This window comes from Sphingomonas sp. Leaf10 (assembly GCF_001421245.1).
In the GTDB taxonomy this organism is placed as follows: Bacteria; Pseudomonadota; Alphaproteobacteria; order Sphingomonadales; family Sphingomonadaceae; genus Sphingomonas.
Genome location: NZ_LMKE01000006.1, coordinates 124,125 through 150,860 on the forward strand (window position 1 = coordinate 124,125; position 26,736 = coordinate 150,860).

Here is a 26,736-nt window from a genome sequence, read left to right on the forward strand (position 1 = left end):
GTCGCGGCCCAACCATGAACTCCCGACACAATGGATCCCGGCCTTCGCCGGGATGACGGACAAGGCTGCTATCCGCCGAGCGCGGTCTTCAGGCGGCTGAAGAATCCGCTGGATTCAGGGCATTCGTCGCCGGTCTCGGTCTCGCGGAACGCTTCGAGCAGTTCCTTCTGCCGGGTAGAAAGCCGGGTCGGGGTTTCGACCTCGATATGGATGACCATGTCACCATGGCCGCGCCCCTGCAGCACCGGCATGCCGGCACCACGCTGGCGCAGTTCCTTGCCCGACTGGATGCCCGCCGGGATGCGGATGCTGTGCTTCTGTCCGTCGAGGCCGGGGATTTCGATCGTCCCGCCCAACGCGGCGGTCGTGAAGCTGATCGGCGCGCGGGCGTGCAGCGCGGTCCCTTCGCGTTCGAACAGCGGATGGCGTTTGACATGGAGGAAGATGTAGAGGTCGCCCGCCGGCGCACCGCGTGCCCCCGCCTCGCCCTCGCCGCCCAGGCGGATGCGCGTCCCTTCGTCGACGCCGGGGGGCACGTTGACCTCCAGCGTCTTGGTCTGCTCGACTCGGCCCTCGCCGTTGCAGACCGGGCATGGATCGGCGATCACCTGTCCGGCACCGTGGCAGGTCGGGCAGGCGCGTTCGACGACGAAGAAGCCCTGTTGCGCACGCACCTTGCCATGGCCGGCACAGGTCTGACACGTCCGCGCCTTCGTCCCCGGCGACGCGCCGCTGCCGCCGCACGGGGCGCAGCTGGTCGAGACGTCGACGGTGATCTGCGTATTCTTGCCGTGGAACGCTTCTTCGAGCGTGACTTCCATGTCGTAGCGCAGGTCAGCACCGCGCCGGGGGCCGGCGCGGCCACCCTGGCGACCGCCGCCCATGAATTCGCCGAAGACGCTTTCGAAGATGTCGGAAAAGCCGTTGAAATCCTGCGCACCGCCACCGGCGCCACCCGCGCCCTGACGGAAGGCGGCATGGCCGTAGCGGTCGTAGGCCGCGCGCTTCTGCGGATCCTTCAGGCAGTCATAGGCTTCGTTGATCGCCTTGAACTTGGCCTCGGAATCCTTGCAACCGGCATTCTTGTCGGGGTGAAACTTGATCGCGAGCTTGCGATAGGCGGACTTGATCGTCCCCGCATCCGCGGTACGCTCGCATTGGAGCAGTTCGTAGAAATCGACTTCGGTGGTCATTCGGGAACCCCAAAAGCCCTCTCCCCTTCAGGGAAGAGGGTTGGGAGAGGGGCCGTCACGACGAAGCCCCCTCTCCCCGGCCCTCTCCCCTGAAGGGGAGAGGGAGTAGTGGTTTACGCCTTGCGGCTGTCGTCGACTTCCGAGAATTCGGCGTCGACGACGTCGTCGTCGGCCTTCTTCTCCTGTGCGGTGTCGGCAGCGGGCGAGGCTTCGGCCTGCTGCTGCTGTTCGTAGATCGCCTGACCCAGCTTCATCGCGACCTGCGCCAGCGCCTGGCTCTTTTCGGTCATGCGATCGCTGTCGCCGCTTTCGACCGCTGCCTTGGTCTCGGCGACGGCGGCTTCGATCTCGGCCTTCAGCGAGGCGTCGACCTTGTCGCCATTATCGACAAGCTGGCGTTCGGTGGTGTGGATCAGCGATTCCGCATTGTTCTTGGCTTCGGCCGAAGCGCGACGCTTCTTGTCCTCTTCCGCGAACTGTTCGGCGTCACGGACCATCTGGTCGATGTCGTTGTCCGACAGGCCGCCCGAAGCCTGGATGCGGATCTGCTGTTCCTTGCCGGTGCCCTTGTCCTTCGCCGACACATTGACGATGCCGTTGGCGTCGATGTCGAAGGTGACCTCGATCTGCGGCACGCCACGCGGCGCGGGCGGGATGCCGACCAGGTCGAACTGGCCCAGCATCTTGTTGTCGGCGGCCATTTCGCGCTCGCCCTGGAACACGCGGATCGTCACCGCACCCTGATTGTCGTCGGCGGTCGAATAGACCTGCGACTTCTTGGTCGGGATGGTGGTGTTGCGATCGATCATGCGGGTCATGATGCCGCCCAGCGTCTCGATCCCCAGCGACAGCGGGGTCACGTCGAGCAGCAGCACGTCCTTCACGTCACCCTGCAACACGCCGGCCTGGATCGCGGCACCGATCGCCACAACTTCGTCGGGGTTCACGCCGGTGTGCGGTTCCTTGCCGAAGAACTGCTTCACGACTTCACGGACGCGCGGCATTCGGGTCATGCCGCCGACCAGCACCACTTCGTCGATCGCGCTCGCCTGAAGCCCGGCATCGGCCAGCGCCTTCTTGCACGGGTCGAGCGTGCGCTTGACCAGATCCTCGACCAGACGCTCGAGATCGGCACGGGTGATCGACTTGACGAGGTGCTTCGGACCGGTCGCATCGGCGGTGATGAACGGCAGGTTGACGTCGGTCGTCTGGGTCGAGGACAGTTCGATCTTCGCCTTTTCGGCGGCTTCCTTCAGCCGCTGAAGCGCCAGCTTGTCCTTGGTCAGGTCGATGCCTTCGACCTTCTTGAACTCGTCGGCCAGGAACTGCACGATCTTCGCGTCGAAGTCTTCGCCGCCGAGGAAGGTGTCGCCGTTGGTCGACTTCACTTCGAACACGCCGTCGCCGATTTCGAGGACCGAGATGTCGAAGGTACCGCCGCCAAGGTCATAGACCGCGATGGTCTTGTTGTTGTCCTTGTCGAGCCCGTAGGCGAGCGCCGCCGCCGTCGGTTCGTTGATGATGCGCAGGACTTCGAGGCCAGCGATCTTGCCGGCGTCCTTGGTCGCCTGACGCTGGGCATCGTTGAAGTACGCCGGTACGGTGATGACCGCCTGCGTCACGGTTTCACCGAGATACGACTCCGCCGTTTCCTTCATCTTCTGCAGGATGAACGCGCTGATCTGCGACGGCGAATATTCCTCACCGCCCGCCTTCACCCACGCATCGCCGTTCGGCCCGCGCGCGATGGTGTAGGGAACCAGTTCGGTATCCTTCTTCGTGACCGGATCGTCGAAGCGGCGGCCGATCAGGCGCTTCACCGCGAAGATCGTGTTGTCGCCGTTGGTCACTGCCTGACGCTTCGCCGGCTGGCCGATCAGACGCTCGCCATCCTTGGCGAAAGCGACGATCGACGGCGTGGTCCGCGCGCCTTCGGCGTTCTCGATGACCTTGGGGCTGCCGCCCTCCATCACCGCAACGCAGCTGTTCGTCGTGCCCAGATCGATACCGATAACTTTAGCCATGGTCCCTCATTGGCCCCCGGGTTGAAATAATGTCTTGGCCCGACCGGCACGGGGAGGTGCCAAGCGGGTCGTTCCGAGGGCGGATATAGGCAGGGTTCGGCTTGCCGCAAGATTATGCGCGGCATAGGGAACCGTATCGGGACAGGAGCGTGGGCGTGAAGACACGGTGGGCGGCGTTGGTGGGGGCGGCGTTGATGCTGGCCGGGTGTCAGAAGGGCCCAGTTGTTTCGGACGCCTGGGTGCGCCTGCCCGCCGTGCCGGGGCGTCCGGCGGCGGCCTATGCGACCATTCACAGCGGTGGTTCGGCCGATCATGTGCTGGTGGCGGTGACCAGCCCGGCGATCGCGCGGGCCGAACTGCACGAAAGCATGGCCGGGCATGGCGGGATGATGTCGATGCAACCAATCGACCGGGTGGCGATCGGTCGCGGCGTGGTGACCTTCGCACCCGGCGGCAGGCATGTCATGTTGTTCGGCGTATCGGGTGACCTGCGCCCGGGCGGGACGGTGCCGCTGACGTTTCGCTTTGCCGACAAGGAAGCGGTGACGGTCGACGCGAAGCTGGTCGGCGCGGGCGATCCGGCGCCCTGATCCTCCCTACCCTATTTGAGGGATAGCCCCGCAGGGACGCGCTGATAGAGGAGCCTCCGCCGGGTCGACCGGCGCGAAAAGCATCACAGCTATTCCGGGGGGAATATGAAATCGATCTTTTGCGGCGCGATTGCCGCCACCTGCCTGTTCGTCCTGCCCGCAGCGGCGCAGACCGCGCCTGCCGGCCCCGTCGAGCCGACGACCTCGGTCGACGACGGCGAACGCGGGTCGACCTTTTCAGTGGCGGTGGCGGCCGGTTCGCTCGGCATCGGGCCGGAAATCGGCTGGCGGCTGTCCGACCATATCGGCATTCGCGGCGGGGCCAGCTTCCTGAACGCCAGTGCGTCGTTCGAGCCGGAGGACGTCAGCTTTGATGGCGAGATCAAGCTCAATTCGTTCGGCGGCATGGTCGACGTCTATCCGTTCGGCGGCAATTTCCGCCTGTCGGGCGGCGCGCGCATCAACAACAACGAAATCAGCCTTGCCGCGACGCCCAACGTGGCGGTCGAGATCAACGGCAACGAATATGACCCGCAGGAGATCGGCACGCTGAGCACCCGCGCGGCGCCCAAGAAATTCTCGCCCGCGCTGACGCTTGGCTGGTCGGGCAAGAACCGCCGCGGCTTCATGTTCGGCATGGAAAGCGGCGTGCTGTTCCAGGGATCGTTCAAGATCGATCCGCTGACCGCGACCGGCACTGCGCGCAACGATGCGCCCTTCCGCGCCGATCTGGAAGCCGAGCGGCAGTCGCTTCAGAGGGATGTCGACAAGGTGAAGGTCTATCCGATTCTCCAGCTGGCGATCGGTTACCGCTTCTGAAGGTCGCCGCTCCTCGCGTCCTTTACGGGCGCGGGGGGCGGTCCCATCTTCGGCCGTATGCGCCGGCCCCTCACCCCCGCCGAAGTCGAGCTTGCCCGGACGATGTTCGGCGACGAGATCGATTATGACCGGGCACGGGTGGCGAATGCCAAATGGGCGTTCTTTCAGCCGAAACAGGTGGCTATGGCGCCGACCGGCTGCATCCATTTCCATCCGGGCGGCAATCTGTACCGCGACGATTTCGCGAGCGCCGGGCGCGATCTGGCCGCGCTGTTCCTGCACGAGATGATGCATATCCATCAGACGCAGCATCGCGGGCGATACTGGCTGCCGCTGATGCGGCATCCGCTGTGCACCTATCGCTACGCCATCGTGCCGGGAAAGCCGTTCGCGGCGTACGGGATCGAGCAGCAGGCGGAGATCGTCCGCCATGCCTTTCTGTTACGGCAAGGGGCGGCGGTGAAGGACAAGCCGCCGCTGGCGGTGTACGAGGCGTTGTTGCCGTTCGGGCGATAACGGTTATCCGCGCGGTGACAGCCACATCACGCGACGGGTCGAATAGGACTCGACCGGCTTACCCGCGGCATCGAGTGCAGGGCGACGATAGCGTCCGCGACGGAGAATGGCGTCGCAGGCAGCCTTGTCGAGGTCATTTGATCCAGACGATTCTATTATTTTACAGTCGCTGACGCGGGCGTTGGTGGCAATCGTCCACGCGATCACGACGATGCCCTGCTCATGCTTCGCCAGTGAAGAGACCGGATAATCGTCGTTGCTGATCCATTCGGCTGGCCGTTCGCCTTCAGCGCGGGTCGCGACCGCTGCGACCTTTTTCGGATCGTAGCCGAACTGCTCCATCAGATTGACTTCGCATTTCCGAAGTGCGGGCAGAAGCGCCTTGTTCATCGACAACGCGACGGAGATAACTGGCCCGTTCCGCGGACGCACGGAGAAGGTCGGGGCATCGATCAGCCCTTCGAAATCGGCGCGACTGATGTAGAAGGTCAGTACCGCCCTATCGCCTTCCGGAAAATACACGAGGGTTCCGGTCTGCTTCTTGTCAAATGTCCGTCCGGGTGCCTCCAGCCTTAGATTGAACGCCCCTTCCTTACCGAGTTGCGCGCGACTGCCGAAGACCACAGACTGCATGAAGTCGCCGAACGGCGTGGGTTTGAATGCGACGATGATCGGCCGGGCAGGATCGCCATAACCGCGGCTGACGACGCACATCTTTTCAGCATATTCAATCGTCCAGCGACTCGTCGGCGCCAATGGCGGTGGCGCAGCACTCCCCTGACCGATCAACAGCGCAGCCGACAGCAACAGTCGCATCGCATCCCCCCATTCCCCATCGCAAAGCTGACAGCGGCACAGCGAAACTGCAAGCGTCGGTCCGTTCGGAACCACAGCACGCCGCAGATGGTTGGCCGCGCGAAACGATTTGAAAGGCTTGCGTGCGATGACCACCCGCTATGGCGCCACGCTCCTTGCCCGGCTGGGCTTTGCGGCGCGGGGCGTCGTCTATTGTCTGGTCGGATGGTTCGCGGTCGATGCGGCGCTGCGCGGGGGCAAGGTCGGCGACAATCAGGGTGCGATCGCCAGCCTTGCCGACGAACCGTTCGGCGAATGGATTTTGGCGGCGATGGCGGCGGGGCTTGCCGGCTATGCGCTATGGCGACTGGCCGAGGCGATCACCGATCCCGAAGCGCAGGGCACGACCGCCAAGGGCGCGTTCAAGCGCGCCGGGCACGCCATCAGCGGTATCGCCCATGTCATCCTCGCCTGGACCGCCGCGAAACTGGCGGTCCATGCCCGCGAGGCCGGCGGGCGGGTCGGTGGCGAGGAGAGCACGCGCGACTGGACCGCATGGCTGCTCGACCAGCCGATGGGGCGGATGCTGGTGGCACTGGTCGCCGCCGGGTTGATCGGCGCGGCGCTGCAACAGGCGAAAAAGGCGTGGGACGGCAGCTTCGCCTGCGAATTGGGGCGCGACACGCCGGTGCCCGATCATGTTTGCACCATCGGCCGGGTCGGATATGGTGCGCGTGCGCTGGTGTTCGCGTTGATCGCCCTGTTCTTCGTCAGTGCGGCATGGGCGGCGGACGCCGATGAAGCCGGCGGCATGGCGCATGCGCTGGCGACGCTGCAAAGCCAGACCGGCGGGCGGTGGCTGTTGACCGCGACGGGATTGGGCTTCGTCGCGTTCGGAATCTACAGCTTCGTCGAGTCGCGGTGGCGGCGGATCTTGGTTGACCTGCCGACATGACCCGCGATGCGATGCAAGCGCGCTGGCTCGACCTGACGCGGCGCGAGCTGCCGGGGCTGGCGGCGACACGCGGCTGGCCGGTGCGGGCCGATCATTGTTTCCAGCGCATCCTGCTCGACAACGCGTTCGGCGGGGTGTGGTACGATCATGTCGCCAGGCGTCCGGCCTATGTCCATGCCGATCCGGCGGCGCTGGCGCGCGCCGTCGCGCTGGGCGAGGCCGCAATCGCCGGCACGGCCGATCTAGGCGAGCTGAACCGCCGCTCGCTCGACTGGCGCGGCAAGACCCCTCGAAACCACGGGCAGGCACCCCCATGTCACCCGCTGGTAAATCCATAAGAACGAAGATAGAACGGACCGCATGAGCCTGACCCATATCTCCGTCCGCGGTGCGCGGGAGCATAACCTCAAGGGCGTCGATATCGACATCCCGCGCGATACGCTGACGGTCATCACCGGCTTGTCGGGTTCGGGCAAGTCCTCGCTCGCCTTCGACACCATCTATGCCGAGGGGCAGCGGCGCTATGTCGAATCGCTGTCGGCCTATGCGCGCCAGTTCCTCGAGCTGATGCAGAAGCCGAACGTCGAGCATATCGAGGGGCTGTCGCCGGCAATCTCGATCGAGCAGAAGACGACCAGCCGCAACCCGCGATCGACGGTCGCGACGGTCACCGAAATCTACGATTATATGCGGCTGCTATGGGCGCGGGTCGGCGTGCCCTATTCCCCCGCCACCGGCCTGCCGATCAGCGCGCAGACGGTCAGCCAGATGGTCGATCGCGTACTTGCGCTGCCCGACGGCACGCGGCTGCTGCTGCTCGCGCCGGTCGTGCGCGGGCGCAAGGGCGAGTATCGCAAGGAACTGGCCGAATGGCAGAAGGCCGGGTTCCAGCGGGTGCGGGTGAACGGCGAGGTGCATCTGATCGAGGATGCACCGGCACTCGACAAGAAGTTCAAGCACGACATCGAGATCGTCGTCGACCGGCTGGTGGTGAATGCCGATGCCGCGACGCGACTGGCCGAGAGTTTCGAGACCGCGTTGAAGCTGGCCGATGGCCTCGCCTATGTCGATCTGGTCGATACGACGGTGGCGCAGGCGCAGTCGGGCAATCCGCCGCTCGACAGCGAACAAGGCGACCGCGCGACCGAGGCCGCACCCCAGACCGGCAAGCTGAAGGGTGCGGGCATTCCCGACAACCGCATCGTGTTCTCGGAAAAATTCGCCTGTCCGGTCAGCGGCTTCACGATCAGCGAGATCGAGCCGCGCCTGTTCAGCTTCAATGCGCCGCAGGGGGCATGTCCGGCGTGCGACGGGCTTGGCGAGCGGCTGGAGTTCGACGAGGATCTGATCGTCCCCAACCACGAACTGTCGATCAAGAAGGGCGCGGTGGTGCCGTGGGCGAAGTCCAACCCGCCCTCACCCTATTACATGCATGTGCTGGGATCGCTGTCGAAGGCTTATAACTTTTCGCTCGACGCGGCGTGGAAGGATCTGCCCGAGGAAGCGCAGCGGGTGATCCTGCACGGCACCGCCGGCAAGCCGGTGACGCTGACCTTCATCGACGGCAAGAAGTCGTACGACGTCAAGAAGCCGTTCGAAGGCGTGCTCGGCAATCTCAACCGGCGGATGCTGTCGACCGAGAGCGCGTGGATGCGCGAGGAACTGTCGAAATATCAGGCGTCCCAGCCGTGCGAAACCTGTCACGGGGCGCGGTTGAAGCCCGAGGCGCTGGCGGTGAAGGTCGCGATGCAGGACATCGCCTATGCCACCCACCTGTCGGTGGTCGATGCATTGCGGTTCTTCGAAGGGCTGCCCGAGCATTTCAATGACCAGCAGCGCGCCATTGCGCAGTCGATCCTGAAAGAGATCGTCGAGCGGCTGGGCTTCCTCAACAATGTCGGCCTCGATTATCTCAACCTCGACCGGACCAGCGGCACGTTGTCGGGTGGCGAGAGCCAGCGCATCCGTCTCGCCTCGCAGATCGGCAGCGGGCTGTCGGGCGTGCTGTACGTGCTCGACGAACCGTCGATCGGGCTGCATCAGCGCGACAACGACATGCTGCTCGCGACGCTGCGCCGCCTGCGCGACCTCGGTAATACCGTGCTGGTGGTCGAGCATGACGAGGACGCGATCCGCACCGCCGATTACGTCATCGACATGGGTCCGGGTGCGGGCGTCCATGGCGGCGAGGTCGTCGCCAAGGGGACGTTGAAGCAGATTTTGAAGTCGAAGGGGTCGATCACCGCCGACTATCTGAACGGCACGCGCATGGTGCCGCTGCCCGAGAAGCGCCGCAAGGGTAACGGCAAGAAGCTGACGGTACACAATGCCACCGCCAACAACCTGACCGGGGTCACCGCATCGCTGCCGCTCGGCACCTTCACCTGCATCACCGGCGTGTCGGGGTCGGGCAAGTCGAGCTTCACCATCGACACCCTCTATGCCGCCGCCGCACGCACGCTGAACGGCGCGCGGATCGTGCAGGGCAAGCATGACAAGATCACCGGGCTGCAACATCTCGACAAGGTGATCGACATCGACCAGTCGCCGATCGGCCGCACCCCGCGGTCGAACCCGGCGACCTATACCGGGGCGTTCACCCAGATCCGCGACTGGTTCGCCGGGCTGCCCGAGGCGCAGGCGCGCGGCTACAAGCCGGGCCGGTTCAGCTTCAATGTGAAGGGCGGCCGGTGCGAAGCGTGTCAAGGCGACGGCGTGCTCAAGATCGAGATGCACTTCCTGCCCGACGTCTATGTGACGTGCGATGTGTGCCACGGCGCGCGCTACAATCGCGAGACGCTGGAGGTGAAGTTCAAGGGGATGAGCATCGCCGACGTGCTCGACATGACGGTCGAGGACGCGGTCGAGTTCTTCAAGGCAGTGCCGCCGATCCGCGACAAGATGGCGATGCTGGCCGAGGTCGGCCTCGGGTACGTCAAGGTCGGGCAGCAGGCGACGACGCTGTCGGGCGGTGAAGCACAGCGGGTGAAGCTCGCCAAGGAACTGGCCCGGCGCGCGACCGGCAACACGCTGTACATCCTCGACGAACCGACGACCGGCCTGCACTTCGAGGATGTTCGCAAGCTGCTGGAGGTGCTCCACCAACTGGTCGAACAGGGCAATACGGTGGTTGTGATCGAGCATAATCTCGACGTCATCAAGACCGCCGACTGGATTTTGGACATGGGACCAGAAGGCGGCGTCAAGGGCGGTCGCGTGGTCGCGGAAGGTACGCCCGAGAAGGTCGCGGCGGTCGAAGGCAGCTTTACGGGGAAATATCTCAAACCGTTGCTCGATCCGGCACGAGCGCAGGCGGCGGAGTGACGCTGTGGCGCGCACCGTTCGAAGCGGCGTTGCGGATGTTCGCCGCTGTCAGCGAAACGTTGCGCGCCACCGGACAGCCTCGACCCATTCTGGTCGGGGGCGCGGCGGTCGAATATTGGTCGGGTAGCGCCGTTTCCACGGGTGACTTCGACCTGTGTTCGCCGGTTCAGGACGAACTGGAAGCGATCTTGCAGAACCATGGCTTCGTGCGCCCTTCCGCTGCAGGGGTTTCAACCCGCGGCTGGATGCATCCGGATTTGGCTCTCGGCTTCGAGATCGTCGGCAGAACGCCATTGGACGGGTTGGTTCACCGCGACCGCATTCAACTGATCGAGAATATTTTGCCGGGTGCGACGTTCGCCATTCTCGGCGTCGAGGATCTGATCGCCGACCGCATGGGGCAATATGCGTCCGGCACGGCGCGCGACCGAATCGAACAGGCGCAGTTGCTGTTTTACCTTCATCCCGACATCGATCGCGACTATCTCGATCGGCGGATACGTGAGGAAAGCGCGGGCGAGTATGGCGTCGACGATTTGTGAACCCGGCACCGACGATTGGTCGGGTCCGCGTATGGATCATGCCGAATTTGCCGCGCGCCTGATCGAGCGCCGCGCCACGCTCGGCAATCCCGAACTGCCGCGCAATGCGGGGAACAACCGGACCGAGAGCAAGCTTACACTGCTGGCGGCGATCGAGGCGGCGGGCGGGCGCTGGTAAAGCCGCCGCTCGGGACAAGATTTACGGAACAACGCTCCGCGCGCGGCATTCGGGCTTGATCGATATCAAGCGAAGGACCTGTCGACATGCGTGCGCTTACCCTCGGCCTCGTTGCCGCTGCTACCCTGGTTTCCGGCTGTTCCGACTATGGTCTGGGCGGCGGTGGTCCGCGCTATGCCGATGCCGGCTACGGCCGTTACGACTATGACCGGCCCGATCCAGCGTACAACGGCTATGATGCCGCACGCTATTATCGCGACGACCAGCGGTATCGCGAACGCCGTCTGTCGCGCAACGACCGGGTCTATGTCGGGCAGGACGGTCGCTATTACTGCCGCCGCAACGACGGCACCACCGGCCTGATCGTCGGCGGGATCGCCGGCGGCGTGCTCGGCACGGCGCTGCGTCCGGGCGGTTCGGGCCTGCTGGGTGCACTGCTCGGCGGTGCGGCGGGTGCCGCGGGCGGACAGGCGATCGACCGCAACAACGTGCGTTGCCGCTGATCCTTTTCGCTTCGAGACCGGCTGATCGGCCCGTTCCCTTGCACGGGGGCGGGTCGATACCCATTTAACCCATGCTACAGTCGCAAATCGATGGTGTCCTGCTTTGCGGCAAGTTCCTTCTTTCCCTGCTGCCTACGGCACGGGTGACGGGCGTTCCGCCGCCCGGTCAATGAAAGGAACCTGCATGGCCACGCTTGGCACCGTAAAATTCTTCAACATCGACAAGGGTTATGGCTTCATCGCTCCGGACAATGGCGGCGAAGATGCCTTTGTGCACATCTCGGCAGTCGAACGCGCCGGGATGGTGACGTTGAACCAGAACCAGCGCGTCGGATTTGAGCTGGAAGAGGATCGTCGTGGTCGCGTGAGCGCGGTGAACCTTACCGCCGCCGACTGACCGGCCTTGGGCGCGGGCGGATCGTCCGTCCGCGCTTTCCTCCAACACGTAAAAGGTCCGTACCCTTGGCCGATACCGCAGAAGCCTACCGCGCCCGCGCCGCCGTCGAACGCGCCAATGCCGATGCCGCGACACTGGACAATGTCCGCGACCGTTGCCGCCGGGCCGAACACGCCTGGACCGAAATGGCCGAGCGCGCCGAGCGTACCACCGAACAACGCCTGATCCGCGAAGCCGCCACCGTGCGCCGGGCCGAAACGCTGGCGCACGATTGAACCTGCGCCGCGTCCGGTCGTTGGACCGGATGAGAAGCAAAAGGTAAGATCGATGGCCAAGCACAAGAAACAAAAGCCGAAATCGCGAAAAGCCGGGGTGTCGACGTTGCGGACCGTGGCACTGGGTGCCGCGGGGCTCGCGGTCGGCCTGTTCGGCGTGCTGCTTGCGAGGCGCAGGGCACCGAGCGAAGGCCATGCCGCCCCCGATCTGGCACTCGACAAGCCGCATCCGACGTCTACCGACCGCGCGCCCGACGCGTTCCGCCCCGATCCAACCGCCCCGGTCCCCGCTGCCGAGCGCGAGGCGCTTCGTCCCGCGACCGGGCCGGTGCCGTCGATGGTCGAACCGCGTGGCAGCATGGCGTCGCAGACCGGCGCGTAAATGTCACCCGCCGACGCGGATACCGATCCATAATGTTCGCGGCGACGCGCGTTCCACGATGCCGTCGCCGCCGACCGCCGCCTCCATCCGCGTGTCGGTCACATTCTCCGCTCTGCCCTCCAGCGACAGCCGCCGAAACAGCGGTACCGTCACCACCGCATCGAACGTGGTAGCGTCGGCAAGGCGACGCAGGTTCGCATCGTCCTCGAACTGATCGGACAGGTAACGCAGCGTCGCTGCCGCCTGCCAGCCATTCTGTCGCCAGCCAAGCGTTGCCGATCCGCTATGCGCCGGGGTCTGCGCGGGACGAAGACCGTCGAGCACGCCACCATCGACCACCCGCGCATCGGTATAGGCGTAGGACAGCCGTGCCTCCCACGCGCCCCAACCGGTCGAGGCGTCGAGTTCGCCCCCCCGCACCCGGACATGGTCGAGATTGGCGCGCCGCCGGAACACGCCGGCGGCCGACACGAAGCCGACGCCGGGAAAGGTACCCGGACCGTTGGCCACGGTGACGTTGGCGATGGCGTTGCGTAGGTCGTTGGCGAAACCCGTGGCGGCGATGCGGGTGCGCGCGACAGGGCGGAGTTCGACGCCGACCTCCCCGCCCCCTAGCGTTTCCGGCGACAGTGCGGCATTGGCGGCGGTAGCATCGGCCCCGACCCGGAACGGACGGTAGAGTTCGTTGAGCGTCGGCAGTCGCCAGCCGCGATACCCTGCCACGCGGACCGTCACCGCAGGGTCCAGCGTCCACGCCACCCCCGCCCGACCGGTCGGTTGCCACCCGCTGCGGGTTGCGAACCGCTGGTCGGCCAGCGCTGCGCCGGTCAGCAATGCTTCCCGCAACCGCCCCTCGGCGATCGTCCAGCGGTCAATCCGGCCACCGGCGCTGACGACGACATCGCCAGCCACCAAACTGGCGTCGGCGAACAGGCCGCCGGTCGTGTTGCGCCCACCCGCGACCCGCCGCCGGGTCGGGTTACCGGCGACAAAGGTATAGAGTTCCTGCGTCTCTCCGCTGACGACGCGGACATCGCCGCCGAGACGGAGCGATACGCTGCCAAAGTCCGGCGCGATCTCCGCCCGGCCGCCGATGCCGGTCGCGGGGACGTTATACTGGTCGAGCGTCAATGCGGTCGTCGCGCGCCCCGCCCCGACGCTGGCGAAGCGGCTGGCGAAGGCGCGGGTCTGAAGATAGCCGAGCAGCGACCAGCCGGTGGTCCCGCGCCCGACCAGCCGCACGCTGGCATCGGCGCCTTCGCTGCGATTGTCGGTGAAGTCGAGCCCGCGGTCGCGGCGGTCGGTGAAGGCGGAGACATTTGCCTGCAGTTCGGTCGCCGCACCGACCTGTACGACGGCACGGGCGGCGGCGCTGGCCTGTTCGAATGGAGCCGCCCGGTCGGCGGGACCACGACTGCCCGCGACGATCGGAATGAAGCCGTCGCCGCGTGCGTAGGCGCCCGACAGGGTCGCGAACCCACCGCTGCGGCTCAGGCTGGCAGTGCCGCGCGTGTCGATCGACTCCCGGCTGCCAAAGCTCAGTGAACCGGCGAGCGGTGACAGATCGTCGGGGGTCGCACTGTCGAGTTCGATCGTGCCAGCCAATGCACCCGGTCCGGCGACCCCGCTGCCGCCACCGCGCGTGACGCGGACCCGGCCCAGCCGGTCGGTGGCATAGGCGGGAAAGGCGACCCATCCGCCGAACGGATCGGCCTGCGGCACGCCATCGAGCAGCAACAGCGCCCGGCTCGACGCATTGCCGCCAAGGCCGCGCAGGGTGATGCCTTGCGACGTCGGGTTGGCGGTGCGTGAATCCGATCGGCGGAACTGTTGCAGGCCAGCTACGTCGCGCAGCACATCCTCGACCCGGCCGCTGGCCGACGACAGGATGCGGTCGCGGTCGATGGTGACGATGTCATAGACCCGGTCGCCCGGTGCGTCGGCAAGGCCGCGTCCGGTGACGACGATCTCCGGAACGTCCTGCGCCAACGCTACGCCCGGCCACGCGGCCAGCAACCACACAAGACGCTTCACACCTGTCCCCCAATGGGACGATCAGACCGTGAAGCTTTCCCCGCAACCGCACGCACCCCTGGCATTTGGATTGGCGAAGACGAAGCCCGCGGTGAAATCGTCCTCGACCCAGTCCATCGTCGAACCGATCAGGTAGAGGATCGATCCGCCGTCGACGAAGAAGGTACCGCCGGGCGTTTCGATCCGTTCGTCCATCGCATTGGCGGCGGTGACGTAATCCACCGAATAGGCGAGGCCCGAACAGCCGCGTCGGGGCGTCGACAGCTTGACGCCGATCGCATCCGCCGGCGCCTTCGCCATCAGGTCGGCGACGCGTCGTTCGGCGTTGGCGGTCAGGTTGATTGCGGCGGGGCGGACGCGCGTGGCCATTACAGCATTCCCAATTCGAGCTTGGCGTCGTCGGACATCTTCTGGGGATCCCATGGCGGATCCCAGACGAGGTTGACGTCGGCGGTCGAGACGCCCGGCACTGCCGAAACGCGCAGTTCGACCTCCGCCGGCATCGATTCCGCGACCGGGCAATGCGGCGTGGTCAGCGTCATCGTCACCGCGACATGGCCGTTGTCCGCCACGTCGACGCCATAGATCAGGCCGAGGTCATAGATATTGACCGGGATTTCGGGGTCGAAAATCTCTTTCAGCGAGGTGATGACCGCTTCGTACAGGTCGCCACCCGGCTCCCCCACCGGTTGCGGTTCGGGCTTCTGCGCCAGAAATCCTTCGAGATAGTCGCGGCGGCGCGGCGGCGCTTCCTCGGCATCGGTCACGCGGGCACGCGGCGGCGCCGGCACCGCGCTCACCTCCTCGACCTCGAAATGGCGTTCGTCGTTCATCCGAAAATCCTGCTTACCCGTTCCAGTCCGCGCACCAGCGCGTCCACATCGGCCGGTCCGTTATATACGCCGAAGCTCGCCCGCGCGGTGGCGGGGACGCCCAGCACGTCCATCAGCGGCTGTGCGCAGTGATGGCCGGCACGGATCGCGACCCGCTCCTCGTCCAAGATGGTGCCGACATCGTGCGGATGCACCCCCTCCACCACGAAACTGACGATCCCGGCGGCATCGTCCGGCCCCAGCAGCCGCACCGAGTTGATCCGGCCGAGCGCTTCGCGGGTCGCGGCGACCAACGCGGTTTCATGCGCGTGGATCGCGTCCAGCCCGATGCTCTCGACATAATCGATCGCGGCGTGGAGGCCCAGCGCGCCGACGATATGCGGCGTCCCCGCCTCGAACCGCGCGGGCGGCGGGGCGTAGGTGGTGCGTTCGAACGTGACGCGATCGATCATCGCGCCTCCGCCTTGCACCGGATGCATCGCTTCGAGCAGTTCGGGACGACCCCACAGCACGCCGATGCCGGTCGGACCGTAGAGCTTGTGGCCCGAAAAGACGTAGAAGTCGCAATCGAGCGCGGCGACATCGACCGACACGCGCGGTACCGCCTGACACCCGTCCAGCAGCAGCCTGGCCCCGACCGAATGCGCGATGTCGGCGGCGCGGCGCGCGTCGAGGACCGATCCGAGCACGTTCGACACATGCGCCAGCGACACGAGCCGGTGTTCGGGCCGGATCATCGCCGCCATCGCGTCGAGATCGATCCGCCCGTCCTGCGTCAGCGGCACGACGTCGATCGCGACGCCGATCCGTTCGGCGACCAACTGCCAGGGCACGATGTTCGAATGATGTTCGAGCATCGACAACAGGATGCGGTCGCCGGCCTTCAGGTGACGCTCGGCCCAGCCCTGCGCGACCAGGTTGATCCCCTCGGTCGCACCGCGCACGAACACGCATTCTTCCGGAGCGCCGGCACCGATGAACGACGCGATCCGGCGACGTGCGGCCTCGTAAGCGAGCGTCATATCGGCCGAGCGCTGATACACCCCACGATGCACCGTGGCATAGGTCGTGTCGTACGCACGGGTGATCGCGTCGATCACGGCTTGCGGCTTTTGCGACGTCGCCGCGGTGTCGAGATACGACCAGCCGGCGGGAATCGCGGGGAAGTCGCTGACGCGGTCGAGGGGGGTGGTGCCGATCAAAGCGCGGCTTCCAGCCATGCATCGGCATCGGCTGCAAAAGCCTCGCGCACGACCTCGTCGCCGATCCGGTCGAGTGCATCTGCGACAAAGGCGTGCGTCAACAGCGCCTTGGCCCGCGCCTCGCTGACACCGCGACTACGGAGGTAGAACAGCGCCTTGGCATCGAGTTCGCCGACCGTCGCGCCATGCGCGCACTTCACGTCGTCGGCAAAAATTTCGAGCTCGGGCTTGAGGTTCACCGTGGCTGTCCGCTGCAACAGCAGCCCGCGCAGCGACTGTTCGCCGTCGGTCTTCTGCGCACCGCGTGCGACTTCGACGCGGGCGGCGAGACTTGCCTGGCTGCGATCGGCGGCGACCGCGCGCCATGTCTGGCGGCTCGAACCGTTGAGTGCAGCATGGCGGACGGCGACGGCGCATTCCTGCCGCTGCTGTGCGCGGGTCAGCAGCGCGCCGCCATAGTCGACGAACGCCGCGTCGCCATCCAGCGTCAGTTGCGCGTCGATGCGACTACCCATGCCGCCCGCGCCGAGGAACTGGGTAACGAGGCTCGCCGCCTCCCCCACCACCGCTTCGTCGCGGATCGACACGAAGCCGTCCGTCTGGAGCAGGCGGACGCTGCGCATCAGCCGCGCACCGCGTTCGAGGTCGATTTGGGTCAGGCGATTGGTCCAGCCGGTCCCGACATAGGTTTCGACGACCGACGCAACCGCGTCTTCATCCAGCGTCAGCCGCGCGGGGAGATGGTTCTCCGCGCCGGTCGCGATATGGACGATCTGCACCGGATCGACGATCTCGGCTGCCGACAGGTCGATCGACCAGCCGGCCGCGCCCGATGCCTGCACGCCCAGCGGGTGCGCGGTGTCGAGCGTCAGCGGTGACAGCGCGACATGACCGGGGGTGCTGTGGTCGGGAACATAGACGCCATCAACGAACACGATGCGCGGGCCGGCGAGGTCGAGCCAATAGCCGTCGGCGCTCGCCGCTTCACCTCGGGTCGATCCGGCCGCTGCGGTCAACGCGGTGAGGTCGGTCCAGCGGAACGCCTCCTGCGAATTCGTAGGAAGGGTCGCCATCAAATCCTCCCCGGCACGGGGAGGGGGACCATGCGCAGCATGGTGGAGGGGGTGCCCCACGAAAGCAGTGTCTGGGGCAATCCCCCTCCACCAGCCTGCGGCTGGTCCCCCTCCCCGCGAGCGGGGAGTATCTGCACGATCATCATGCCGCCACCGCTCCATAGCCTTCGCGTTCCAGCTCGTGCGCCAGTTCCTTGCCCCCCGACCGAACGATGCGGCCATCGGCCAACACGTGCACGAAATCGGGCTGCACATAATCGAGCAGGCGCTGATAGTGCGTAATCAGGATCACCGCCTTGTCCGGAGCGCGCATGATACGGTTGATGCCGTCGCCGACGACGCGCAACGCGTCGATGTCGAGGCCGCTGTCGGTTTCGTCGAGAACCGCGAGCTTGGGGTCAAGGATGCCCATCTGCACCATCTCGTTGCGCTTCTTCTCGCCGCCCGAAAAGCCGACATTCACCGGCCGCTTCATCATGTCCATGTCCATGCCGAGGCTGTCTGCCTGCGCGCGGGCGAGCTTCAGGAACTCGGCCCCCGACAGCGGCTTTTCATCGCGAGCGCGACGCTGGCTGTTCAGGCTTTCGCGCAGGAACTGGACGTTCGACACGCCCGGAATCTCGACCGGATACTGGAAGCCGAGGAAGAGGCCGGCGGCGGCGCGGGCATCGGCCTCCATCTCCAGCAGATCTTCGCCGGCAAAGGTCACGCTGCCCGCGGTCACTTCATAGCCCGGCCGCCCGCCCAGCACATAGCCGAGCGTCGACTTGCCCGCGCCGTTCGGCCCCATGATCGCATGGACCTCGCCCGCATTCACGGTGAGCGACAGCCCCTTCAGAATTTCCTTGCCGTCGATTTCGGCGTGGAGATTGTCTATGTTCAGCATGTTCCGTCCTGTTCGTGCGGGGCCAACCCGCGTATCTCAAAGCCTTACGGCGTCTCGCCCGCGACCAGTTCGGTGCCGAACTCGGCCTCGGCGGCATCCGGGTTGGTCAGCACCGCCTTCATCGACGCATCGATCTTGTCGAGCATCGGTGCGTGCGCCTTCGCCACCTTCGCCCGCACCGGCGCGCATGCCTTGGCAGCGTCATCAAAAATTACGACCCGCGCGGCCGCCTCGGTCGGTGGCTTGACCATGCGCGGATCGGTATTGATCCGCTCCGACAGGCAGTCGGCATAAGGCGCGGTCGGCGCGACCGCCTGTAGCGCCAGTGCGAGCAGGATCACCCCACCGACCCTTCGAGCGAAATGCCGAGCAGCTTCTGCGCCTCGACCGCGAATTCCATCGGCAGCTGTTGCAGCACTTCGCGCGCGAAGCCGTTGACGATCAGCGCGACCGCCGCCTCCGAATCCAGCCCACGCTGCATCGCATAGAACATCTGGTCCTCGGAAATCTTCGAAGTGGTCGCCTCATGCTCGATCTGCGCCGAGGGGTTCTTGACCTCGATATAGGGCACGGTGTGCGCGCCGCACTGATCGCCGAGCAAGAGGCTGTCGCACTGGGTGAAGTTGCGCACGCCCTCCGCCGAGGGGCCGACGCGCACCAGCCCGCGATAGGTATTGTCGCTGCGGCCGGCGCTGATCCCCTTCGACACGATGGTCGAACGCGATCCCTTGCCCAGATGGATCATCTTGGTGCCGGTGTCGGCCTGCTGCCGGTTGTTGGTGACCGCGACCGAATAGAATTCACCGACCGAGTTCTCGCCAGCCAGCACGCACGACGGATATTTCCAAGTGATCGCAGAGCCTGTCTCGACCTGCGTCCACGACACCTTGCTGTTCTTCCCCTGACACAAGGCGCGCTTGGTCACGAAATTATAGATGCCGCCCTTGCCGTTCTCGTCGCCGGGATACCAGTTCTGGACGGTCGAATATTTGATCTCGGCATCATCCAACGCGACCAGCTCGACCACCGCCGCATGCAGTTGGTTCTCATCGCGCATCGGCGCGGTGCAACCTTCGAGATAGCTGACATAGCTACCCTTGTCGGCGACGATCAACGTGCGTTCGAACTGGCCGGTATTCTCGGCGTTGATACGGAAATAGGTCGACAGCTCCATCGGGCAGCGAACGCCCTCCGGAATGTAGACGAACGTCCCGTCCGAAAAGACGGCGCTGTTGAGCGTCGCGAAGAAATTATCCCGCTGCGGCACGACCTTGCCCAGCCATTTGCGGACCAGATCGGGATATTCGCGGATCGCTTCGCTGATCGAGCGGAAGATGACGCCGGCGGCTTCGAGTTCCTTGCGGAAGGTCGTAGCGACCGAGACGCTGTCGAACACCGCGTCGACCGCGACCTTGCGCGACCCTTCGACCCCGGCGAGCACCTTCTGCTCCTCGATCGGGATGCCGAGTTTTTCGTAGACGCGCAGGATTTCGGGATCGACCTCGTCCAGCGAACCGAGCTTGGGCTTCACCCTCGGCTCGGCGTAATAATAGGCGTCCTGATAATCGATCGGATCGATGTTCAGCTTCGACCAGTCGGGCGCTTCCATCGTCAACCACAGGCGATACGCCTTCAGCCGCCAGTCGAGCATCCATTCCGGCTCGTTCTTCTTGGCGCTGATATAGCGAACCGTATCCTCGCTCAGCCCCTTGGGCGCGAAGTCCTGTTCGATGTCCGAGGAGAAACCCCACTCGTACTTCTTGTTCGCGGCGGCGAGCGCCTCGGCATTCTTCGTGGCCATCACACTACCTCTTGGGGCATCGCCCCGGTGTTCGCGAGTTGGGCGAGCGTCACGCCCGCCAGAGCGCCCCGGACCACGGCGTTGACCGTGCCGGCATGGGGGCGGATCATGCAGTTCGTCTCCACCGCGCAATCGTGCCGAGCGGCATCGACACAGGTGGTAAGCGCGATCGGCCCCTCGATCGCCTCGATGATCTGCGCCAGGTCGATCGCGTGCGGGGCGCGGGCAAGGCGGAAACCGCCGCCGGTGCCGCGCCCGGTCTCGATCAGCCCGGCGGCGGACAGGCGACTGACCAGCTTCTGCACGGTCGGCAGCGGCAGGCCGGTCTCCTCCGCCAGCATCGTCGCCGTCGCGCGCGCGTAGCCACCCCGCCGCGCGGTGGCGGCGAGCAGGACGACGGCATAGTCGGCAAGGCTGGAAAGACGCATGCGTTCCTTAATCGGATCATTCCGGTCGGATTGGCATGTGGTCGTGGCGGGGCGTCAGGTCAACCGGGTTTGTTTCGATCGCTGTGATCGATTGTCTGGGGGCGGATAAGGATTCGGTTTCACGCGAAGGCGCAAAGACAAGAAGGAAGAATGGTTCGCGCAGAGGCGCGGAGGCGCAGAGGACGTTCCGACAGTGGAGATGCCTGCCGCTTCAGCGGCCTTCATTCTGAAGGATACCGAAGTACGAAAGTCTCGCTGACGCGAGACGGTGCTGCGAACGCAACCCCTCTGCGCCTCCGCGCCTCTGCGCGAACCAATCTTCCTTCCAGTCGCGCTGGACGATACAGCGCCGCCTATGGCCTGGTATCACCCGCTCCTCTTCGCCCTCGACGCCGAACGCGCCCATTCGCTGACCATCGCCATGCTGGAGGCGTGGGGGAAGGCCGGCGCGCCGCTGGCGGCGACTACCGACGACCGCCATGCGGTAACGGTCGCCGGCATCCGCTTCCCCAATCCCGTCGGACTCGCGGCAGGCGTCGACAAGGATGCGCGCGCGGTCGCCGGTTTCCTCGGCCTCGGCTTCGGCTTCGTCGAAGTGGGCACGCTGACCCCGAAGCCGCAGCCGGGCAATCCCAAGCCCCGGATCTTCCGCCTGCCCGAGGACCGGGGCGTGGTGAACCGGCTGGGGTTCAACAACGGTGGGATCGATGCGGCATTGGCGCGGATCGCGGCGCTCACCCCCCGCCCCGGCATCATCGGCATCAATGTCGGCGCGAACAAGGATTCGACCGACCGCATCGCCGATTACGGAACGGCGGTCGCCAAGGCGGCGCCGCTCGCCGATTACGTCACCATCAACATCTCCAGCCCGAACACGCCGGGCCTGCGCGACCTGCAATCGCAGCCCGAACTGGGCCAGTTGATCGCCGCCAGCGACGCCGCGCGCCATGTCGACACCAAGCGCGTTCCCCTGTTCCTGAAGGTCGCGCCCGACCTGTCGCGCGAGGGGCTGGAGGTTGCGATCCGCGCGGCGGTGGATGGCGGGATCGATGCGGTGATCGTATCGAACACCACCATCTCGCGTCCCGACAGCCTTCGGTCGGGAAATGCGAAGGAAACCGGCGGCCTGTCGGGCGCGCCGCTCGCCCCTCTGGCGCTCGCCAAGCTGATCGAGGCGCGCGAGATTGCCGGCGGCGCGATCCCGCTGATTTCGGCGGGCGGCATCGGGTCGGCCGACGAAGCGCGGCGGCGGCTGGATGCCGGGGCAAGCCTCGTCCAGCTCTACAGCGCGCTGGTTTATGAGGGCCCGGGGCTTGCCCGGCGGATCGTCGACGGGCTGTGATCCGGCTGTTCCGTCCGCTGCTCGCCAATGCCGGGTTCGGCCGGCGCGTCGTCGCCTGTATCGGTGCCGCGATCGGCATCGCACTGACCATGGTCGTCTGTTCGCAGGTACCGTGGATCGAGGGCGATCTACCGATCATCGTCGCACCGTTGGGGGCGTCGGCGGTGCTGGTGTTCGCGGTGCCGGCCAGTCCGCTGGCGCAGCCATGGCCGGTGGTCGGCGGCAATATCCTGTCGACGCTGATCGGCGTGGCGGCGTTTCAGGCGATCCCGAACGTGACGATCGCCGCCGGGGTCGCGGTCGGCTGCGCGATCCTCGTGATGTCGCTGTGCCGCTGCCTGCATCCACCGGGCGGGGCGGCGGCGCTGACCGCCGTCATCGGCAGCGCCGGCATCCATGATGCCGGCTATGCCTTCGCCTTTGCGCCGGTCGGGATCAATTCGATCGCGCTGGTCTCGATCGGCATCTTCTATCACCGGATGACCGCGCTCAGCTATCCGCACGAACCGGCGTCGCCGACCGCAATTGCTGCAGCAGTCGAGCCGGGCGGTGTCCGGCTGGAGGACATCGACGCGGCGCTGGCGGAGACGCCGGATGCGTTCGACATTGCGCGCGAGGATCTGACGCTGTTGCTCGAACGGGCGGAGCATTTCGCGCAGGTGCGGCGGAAGAAATAGGGTTCGCGCGGAGGCGCGGAGACGCGGAGGAGGTTGCGCGACAGGCGACCCGGTCGCGATCGGCAGACCTTATCTCTCGTTGCTACGACGCAGAAGGCCGCTGACGCGGATGAGGGCGGCCTGGGACGCGCCCACCTCCGCGTCTCCGCGCCTCCGCGCGAACCCCTCTTATTCTTCTTTGCGCCTTCGCGCCTTCGCGCCTTCGCGTGAACCAACTTTCTACTCGACGATCACCTTCCCCTCGCGCCGGGGATCGAAGCCGCCATCGATCTTCCCATCGCGCACGATCACGCCGTGAAGTCCTGAATCCTCGCCCTGCCCCGGCTGCAACCGGATGCCCTGCGCGGCCAGCGCGCTCAGGATTCCCGGCGAGAACTTCGTCACCTCCCCCTGAAAACTGTCGCCGCGCGCGACGAGGTTGGGGAGCGCAAGTGCCTGTTGCATCGGCAGCTTCCATTCGACCGCCCCGATCAGCGACTTGCCGACATAGGCGAGGATCGCATTGCCGCCCGCCGATCCCAGCGCGCCCGCGAACTTGCCCTGCCGGTCGATCATCACCAGCGGTGTCATCGACGATCGCGGCCGCTTGCCCGGCGCGACCGCGTTCGCAGCGGCGCGGCCCTGCGCATCGACCGGTGAGAAGGCGAAGTCGGTCATCTGGTTGTTCAGGAAGAAGCCGTCGACCATCCGCCCGCTGCCGAAGATGCTCTCGACCGTAGTCGTCATCGACACGACATTGCCCGCCGCATCGCCGACGATGAAGTGCGACGTCCCTGCCGGTTCGCGCGTGGTGTCGGAAGCCGCCGTCACCACCCCCGCCGGCACGCCGGCCTTGGGCGCAGGACCGGCGGTCGCGCCGATCAGCTTCGCCCGCTCCGACAGATAGGCGGGGGCCAGCAGCCGGGCGACCGGCACGTTCACGAACTTTGGATCGCCGACATACAGGTCGCGATCGGCGTACATCAGCCGGCTGGCCTCCGCGAAGAGATACCAGCTTTGCGGATCGTTCGGCCCGCGCCGGTCGATATCGGTGCGGCCGAGGATGCCGAGCAGTTCGATCAACCCCACTCCGCTCGACGGTGGCGGCGGGGTGCAGACGATATAGACGCGCCAGTTCGCGCACAGCGGATCGCGCTTGATCGCCCGGTAGCCGGCAAGGTCGGCCAGCGTCATCGTGCCGGGCAGCGTACCCGTCGTCGTGCGCGCGACGATCCGTTTCGCAGTCTCGCCCGTGTAAAGCGCGTCCGGCCCCTGCTTCGCCAGCCGCTTCAGGAAATCGGCATAAGCGCCGTTCCTGATCCGGTCGCCGGTGGTAGCGAGCGCCCCGCCCTTGCCCTTGAAATAGCGACGGACATCCTCCGCCTGCAATTGTGGAAAACGCCCGGTCAGAAACCGGCCGAGGCGCGGCGAAATGACGAAGCCCTCGCGCGCGGTCCGCTCGGCATCGTCGAACAGGTCCGCCCAGGCAAGCGCGCCATGATCGGCATGCGCCTGTCCCAGCATCCGCACCGCACCCGGCACCCCGGTCGCGCGCCCGCCCAGCACAGCCTCGCCGAACGGCAGCGGCTTGCCGTCCTGCCCCAGCAGCATCGTCGGCGTCGCGCCCGCCGGAGCGACCTCGCGCCCGTCATAGATTTCGACCTTGCCGGTCTTCGCATTGAAATAGGTCATGAACGCGCCCCCGCCCATGCCGGAGCTTTGCGGTTCGACCAGCGACAGCATCGCCTGCACCGCGATCGCCGCGTCGACGGCGCTGCCCCCGCGCCGCAGCACCGCCATGCCGGCCTCGCTGGCCAGCGGATTGGCCGACACCACGAACTTCTGCTGCTGTCCCGCGACCGGCGCGGCCGGGGCGACAGGCGCCACCACGTCGCGCTTGCCGAACGGCAGCAGGTTGCACCCCCCCAGCGACACGGTGGCAAGCAGGGCGGCGGCGATCGTCAGTTTCCTCATGGTCGCCGTGTCTAACCAAGACGATCCGCCCCGTCACCCGCGTTCGGACATTGCCGAGGCCGTAGCGTCTGCCTACACCTTGGCCGCAGGAGAAGGATGACGAATGGCGCGGCAGCTCGAACGATTCCCCAATCTGGTCACCATGTTCTTCACCCGGGCGACCGAGCGCGGCGACGCACCGTTCCTGTGGAGCAAGACCGGTGGACAATGGGTCTCGATCAGCTGGGCCGACGCCGCGCGACAGGTCGCGTCGCTCGCGACCGCGTTGCAGGCGATCGGGCTGAAGCGCGGCGACCGGGTGATGCTGGTCAGCGAGAACCGGCCCGAATGGTGTATCTCCGACCTCGCCATCATGGCGGCAGGGTGCGTGACGGTGCCGACCTATGTCACCAATACCGTGCGCGACCATGGTCATATCATCGAGAATTCGGGCGCCTGCGCGATCATCGTATCGACTGAAAAACTGGCGCGCACCGTCCTGCCCGCCGCGCTGCGCGCGACCAACAGTTCCGAAAAGATCATCACGATCGAACCGATGAAGACCGCGCAGCAGGGCAGTCTGGAGTTCCATGACTGGCACGCACTGATCGCCCGCCACCCCGCCGATCCGGCGACGGTAGCCGCCCGGGCCGACATGACCCGCGACGATCTGGCCTGTATCATCTACACGTCCGGGACCGGCGGTTCCCCACGCGGCGTGATGCAGCATCACGGCGCGATCCTCCACAACGTCCATGGCTGTTGCGTCGTCATCGCCGAGGATTTCGGCTGGCGCGACGAAGTGTTCCTGTCGTTCCTGCCGCTCAGCCACGCCTACGAACATACCGGCGGGCAATATTTCCCGATCGGGCTGGGCGGGCAGATCTATTACAGCGAAGGGCTCGACAAGCTGGCGAGCAATATCGAAGAGGTGCGCCCGACACTGATGGTCGTGGTCCCGCGCCTGTTCGAGGTGCTGCGCGCGCGGATTACGAAGGGCGTGCAGAAACAGGGACGGCTGTCGTCATGGCTGCTCGACAAGGCGATCGAGATCGGCAGCCGGCCGGATGGCCCGCGCATCACCGATTACCCGGCGAAACTGCTGGTCGACCGGCTGCTGAAACCCAAGGTCGCCAAGCGCTTCGGCGGGCGGTTGAAAGCGATGGTCTCGGGCGGCGCGCCGCTCAATCCCGATATCGGCAATTTCTTCGATACGATGGGGCTGTGCCTGCTGCAAGGCTATGGCCAGACCGAGGCCGCACCGGTCATTTCGTGCAACCGCCCGGCGGCGGGGGTCAAGATGGACACGGTCGGCCCGCCGCTGGCCGAGACCGAGGTCCGCATCGCCGAGGACGGCGAAATCCTGGTGCGTGGCGAGCTGGTCATGCACGGCTATTGGCGCAACGAGGCCGAGACTGCGCGCGTGCTGAAGGACGGGTGGCTGCACACCGGCGACATTGGCGAGATCGACGACAAGGGCCGCATCCGCATCACCGATCGCAAGAAGGACATCATCGTCAACGACAAGGGCGACAATGTCGCGCCGCAAAAGGTCGAGGGGATGCTGACCCTGCAGGACGAGATCGCGCAGGCGATGATCGCGGGCGACCGTCGGCCCTATATGGTCGCGGTGATCGTGCCCGATGCCGAATGGACCCAGCAATTCTGCGCAAAGGGCGGCGCACGCTGCGACTTCGCCCGGCTGCGCGAAGACAGCGACTATCGCGCGGCGCTGGGTGCGGCCGTTGAACGGGTCAACAAGGATCTGTCGGTCACCGAACGCATCCGCCGCTTCATCATCGCCGACGAACCGTTTGCGATCGAAAACCAGCAGCTTACGCCGAGCTTGAAGATCCGGCGGCATGTGCTGAAAGAGGTGTATGGCGAGCGGCTGGACGCGCTGTACCGGGGGTGAGGCGGCGCCGAAGTTTACGAAGTTCACACTTGCCATGTTCTGCGCGCACGCCTGTCTCCCCTCCCTGACAAGGGAGGGGTTGGGGGTGGGTAGGCCCGCGAGGGAAGGTAAGCCCGCCAC

At 66.0% G+C, this 26,736-nt stretch carries 28 protein-coding genes; 15 read left to right on the forward strand and 13 right to left on the reverse strand.

Going from position 1 to position 26,736, the window contains the following annotated elements; genetic code table 11:
* Positions 1-68: 68 nt before the first annotated feature.
* Together dnaJ and dnaK are read right to left on the reverse strand one after the other, a co-directional pair.
* Positions 69-1,193, reverse strand: coding sequence for a molecular chaperone DnaJ (gene dnaJ / locus ASE59_RS07075; RefSeq protein ID WP_056454280.1), 1,125 nt, complete (start codon positions 1,191-1,193; stop codon positions 69-71).
* Between the two features lie 113 nt (positions 1,194-1,306).
* A complete protein-coding gene (gene dnaK, locus ASE59_RS07080; protein WP_056454283.1) occupies positions 1,307-3,217 on the reverse strand; it encodes a molecular chaperone DnaK in 1,911 nt (636 codons plus the stop codon).
* Between the two features lie 155 nt (positions 3,218-3,372).
* On the opposite strand from dnaK, the gene ASE59_RS07085 reads away from it, so the two are divergent.
* The 3 genes from ASE59_RS07085 to ASE59_RS07095 all read left to right on the forward strand — a co-directional run bounded on the left by ASE59_RS07085 (position 3,373) and on the right by ASE59_RS07095 (position 5,142).
* Positions 3,373-3,807 carry a copper chaperone PCu(A)C gene (locus tag ASE59_RS07085; protein WP_156359939.1) on the forward strand — a complete coding sequence of 145 codons (435 nt, stop codon included), beginning with the start codon at positions 3,373-3,375 and terminating at the stop codon, positions 3,805-3,807.
* Positions 3,808-3,912: 105 nt separating this feature from the next.
* Complete coding sequence (locus ASE59_RS07090; RefSeq protein WP_056454285.1) at positions 3,913-4,626, forward strand: hypothetical protein; 714 nt, start codon at positions 3,913-3,915, stop codon at positions 4,624-4,626.
* Between the two features lie 57 nt (positions 4,627-4,683).
* Positions 4,684-5,142 (forward strand): hypothetical protein, encoded by a 459-nt coding sequence (locus ASE59_RS07095; protein ID WP_056454288.1) that lies wholly within the window; start codon positions 4,684-4,686, stop codon positions 5,140-5,142.
* A gap of 3 nt (positions 5,143-5,145) precedes the next feature.
* Here ASE59_RS07095 and ASE59_RS07100 read toward each other — a convergent pair whose 3' ends face one another.
* Complete coding sequence (locus ASE59_RS07100; protein ID WP_156359940.1) at positions 5,146-5,958, reverse strand: energy transducer TonB; 813 nt, start codon at positions 5,956-5,958, stop codon at positions 5,146-5,148.
* Between the two features lie 127 nt (positions 5,959-6,085).
* On the opposite strand from ASE59_RS07100, the gene ASE59_RS07105 reads away from it, so the two are divergent.
* The 9 genes from ASE59_RS07105 to ASE59_RS07145 all read left to right on the forward strand — a co-directional run bounded on the left by ASE59_RS07105 (position 6,086) and on the right by ASE59_RS07145 (position 12,493).
* A complete protein-coding gene (locus ASE59_RS07105; protein WP_056454293.1) occupies positions 6,086-6,892 on the forward strand; it encodes a DUF1206 domain-containing protein in 807 nt (268 codons plus the stop codon).
* Positions 6,893-6,903: 11 nt separating this feature from the next.
* Complete coding sequence (locus ASE59_RS07110; protein WP_235515674.1) at positions 6,904-7,230, forward strand: GCN5-related N-acetyltransferase; 327 nt, start codon at positions 6,904-6,906, stop codon at positions 7,228-7,230.
* 22 nt (positions 7,231-7,252) lie between these two features.
* Positions 7,253-10,216, forward strand: a complete 2,964-nt coding sequence (uvrA, locus tag ASE59_RS07115) for an excinuclease ABC subunit UvrA (RefSeq protein WP_056454299.1) — start codon at positions 7,253-7,255, stop codon at positions 10,214-10,216.
* Positions 10,217-10,251: 35 nt separating this feature from the next.
* Positions 10,252-10,758 (forward strand): hypothetical protein, encoded by a 507-nt coding sequence (locus ASE59_RS07120; RefSeq protein ID WP_235515687.1) that lies wholly within the window; start codon positions 10,252-10,254, stop codon positions 10,756-10,758.
* Positions 10,759-10,789: 31 nt separating this feature from the next.
* Positions 10,790-10,936 carry a hypothetical protein gene (locus tag ASE59_RS20200; protein ID WP_200913178.1) on the forward strand — a complete coding sequence of 49 codons (147 nt, stop codon included), beginning with the start codon at positions 10,790-10,792 and terminating at the stop codon, positions 10,934-10,936.
* Positions 10,937-11,022: 86 nt separating this feature from the next.
* Positions 11,023-11,439 carry a hypothetical protein gene (locus ASE59_RS07130; RefSeq protein ID WP_056454308.1) on the forward strand — a complete coding sequence of 139 codons (417 nt, stop codon included), beginning with the start codon at positions 11,023-11,025 and terminating at the stop codon, positions 11,437-11,439.
* A 184-nt stretch (positions 11,440-11,623) separates the two neighbouring features.
* Complete coding sequence (locus ASE59_RS07135) at positions 11,624-11,836, forward strand: cold-shock protein (protein ID WP_056454312.1); 213 nt, start codon at positions 11,624-11,626, stop codon at positions 11,834-11,836.
* Positions 11,837-11,901: 65 nt separating this feature from the next.
* Entirely contained in the window at positions 11,902-12,111 is a 210-nt protein-coding gene (locus ASE59_RS07140; protein ID WP_056454315.1) for a hypothetical protein, read from the forward strand.
* A gap of 52 nt (positions 12,112-12,163) precedes the next feature.
* A complete protein-coding gene (locus tag ASE59_RS07145; RefSeq protein WP_056454318.1) occupies positions 12,164-12,493 on the forward strand; it encodes a hypothetical protein in 330 nt (109 codons plus the stop codon).
* Positions 12,494-12,496: 3 nt separating this feature from the next.
* On the opposite strand, the gene ASE59_RS07150 is transcribed toward ASE59_RS07145, so the two are convergent.
* The 9 genes from ASE59_RS07150 to ASE59_RS07190 form a co-directional block, all read right to left on the reverse strand.
* Positions 12,497-14,527 (reverse strand): TonB-dependent receptor plug domain-containing protein, encoded by a 2,031-nt coding sequence (locus ASE59_RS07150; protein ID WP_056454321.1) that lies wholly within the window; start codon positions 14,525-14,527, stop codon positions 12,497-12,499.
* Between the two features lie 21 nt (positions 14,528-14,548).
* Positions 14,549-14,896, reverse strand: a complete 348-nt coding sequence (locus tag ASE59_RS07155) for a HesB/IscA family protein (RefSeq protein WP_056454324.1) — start codon at positions 14,894-14,896, stop codon at positions 14,549-14,551.
* Positions 14,896-15,360, reverse strand: coding sequence for an SUF system Fe-S cluster assembly protein (locus ASE59_RS07160; RefSeq protein WP_056454327.1), 465 nt, complete (start codon positions 15,358-15,360; stop codon positions 14,896-14,898). The genes ASE59_RS07155 and ASE59_RS07160 overlap by 1 nt, the downstream gene beginning before the upstream one ends.
* On the reverse strand, positions 15,357-16,580 hold the full coding sequence (locus ASE59_RS07165) for a cysteine desulfurase (protein WP_056454329.1): 1,224 nt from the start codon (positions 16,578-16,580) through the stop codon (positions 15,357-15,359). Before ASE59_RS07165 ends, ASE59_RS07160 begins: the two co-directional genes overlap by 4 nt.
* A complete protein-coding gene (locus tag ASE59_RS07170) occupies positions 16,559-17,635 on the reverse strand; it encodes a SufB/SufD family protein (protein ID WP_056454332.1) in 1,077 nt (358 codons plus the stop codon). Before ASE59_RS07170 ends, ASE59_RS07165 begins: the two co-directional genes overlap by 22 nt.
* Positions 17,636-17,777: 142 nt before the next feature.
* On the reverse strand, positions 17,778-18,521 hold the full coding sequence (gene sufC, locus ASE59_RS07175) for a Fe-S cluster assembly ATPase SufC (RefSeq protein ID WP_056454335.1): 744 nt from the start codon (positions 18,519-18,521) through the stop codon (positions 17,778-17,780).
* A gap of 44 nt (positions 18,522-18,565) precedes the next feature.
* Positions 18,566-18,862: a hypothetical protein gene (locus ASE59_RS07180; protein ID WP_056454338.1), complete on the reverse strand. Its 297-nt coding sequence runs from the start codon at positions 18,860-18,862 to the stop codon at positions 18,566-18,568.
* On the reverse strand, positions 18,859-20,322 hold the full coding sequence (gene sufB / locus ASE59_RS07185; RefSeq protein ID WP_056454341.1) for a Fe-S cluster assembly protein SufB: 1,464 nt from the start codon (positions 20,320-20,322) through the stop codon (positions 18,859-18,861). Before sufB ends, ASE59_RS07180 begins: the two co-directional genes overlap by 4 nt.
* On the reverse strand, positions 20,322-20,750 hold the full coding sequence (locus tag ASE59_RS07190) for an RrF2 family transcriptional regulator (RefSeq protein WP_056454344.1): 429 nt from the start codon (positions 20,748-20,750) through the stop codon (positions 20,322-20,324). The genes sufB and ASE59_RS07190 overlap by 1 nt, the downstream gene beginning before the upstream one ends.
* A 355-nt stretch (positions 20,751-21,105) precedes the next feature.
* On the opposite strand from ASE59_RS07190, the gene ASE59_RS07195 reads away from it, so the two are divergent.
* Both ASE59_RS07195 and ASE59_RS07200 read left to right on the forward strand, forming a co-directional pair.
* Positions 21,106-22,092: a quinone-dependent dihydroorotate dehydrogenase gene (locus tag ASE59_RS07195; protein ID WP_056454347.1), complete on the forward strand. Its 987-nt coding sequence runs from the start codon at positions 21,106-21,108 to the stop codon at positions 22,090-22,092.
* Positions 22,092-22,769 (forward strand): HPP family protein, encoded by a 678-nt coding sequence (locus ASE59_RS07200; protein ID WP_056454839.1) that lies wholly within the window; start codon positions 22,092-22,094, stop codon positions 22,767-22,769. Before ASE59_RS07195 ends, ASE59_RS07200 begins: the two co-directional genes overlap by 1 nt.
* Positions 22,770-22,988: 219 nt before the next feature.
* Here ASE59_RS07200 and ASE59_RS07205 read toward each other — a convergent pair whose 3' ends face one another.
* Positions 22,989-24,722, reverse strand: a complete 1,734-nt coding sequence (locus ASE59_RS07205; RefSeq protein ID WP_056454350.1) for a gamma-glutamyltransferase family protein — start codon at positions 24,720-24,722, stop codon at positions 22,989-22,991.
* Between the two features lie 103 nt (positions 24,723-24,825).
* Here ASE59_RS07205 and ASE59_RS07210 point away from each other — a divergent pair, with 103 nt between their 5' ends.
* Positions 24,826-26,616 (forward strand): AMP-dependent synthetase/ligase, encoded by a 1,791-nt coding sequence (locus ASE59_RS07210; protein ID WP_056454353.1) that lies wholly within the window; start codon positions 24,826-24,828, stop codon positions 26,614-26,616.
* Positions 26,617-26,736: the final 120 nt, after the last annotated feature.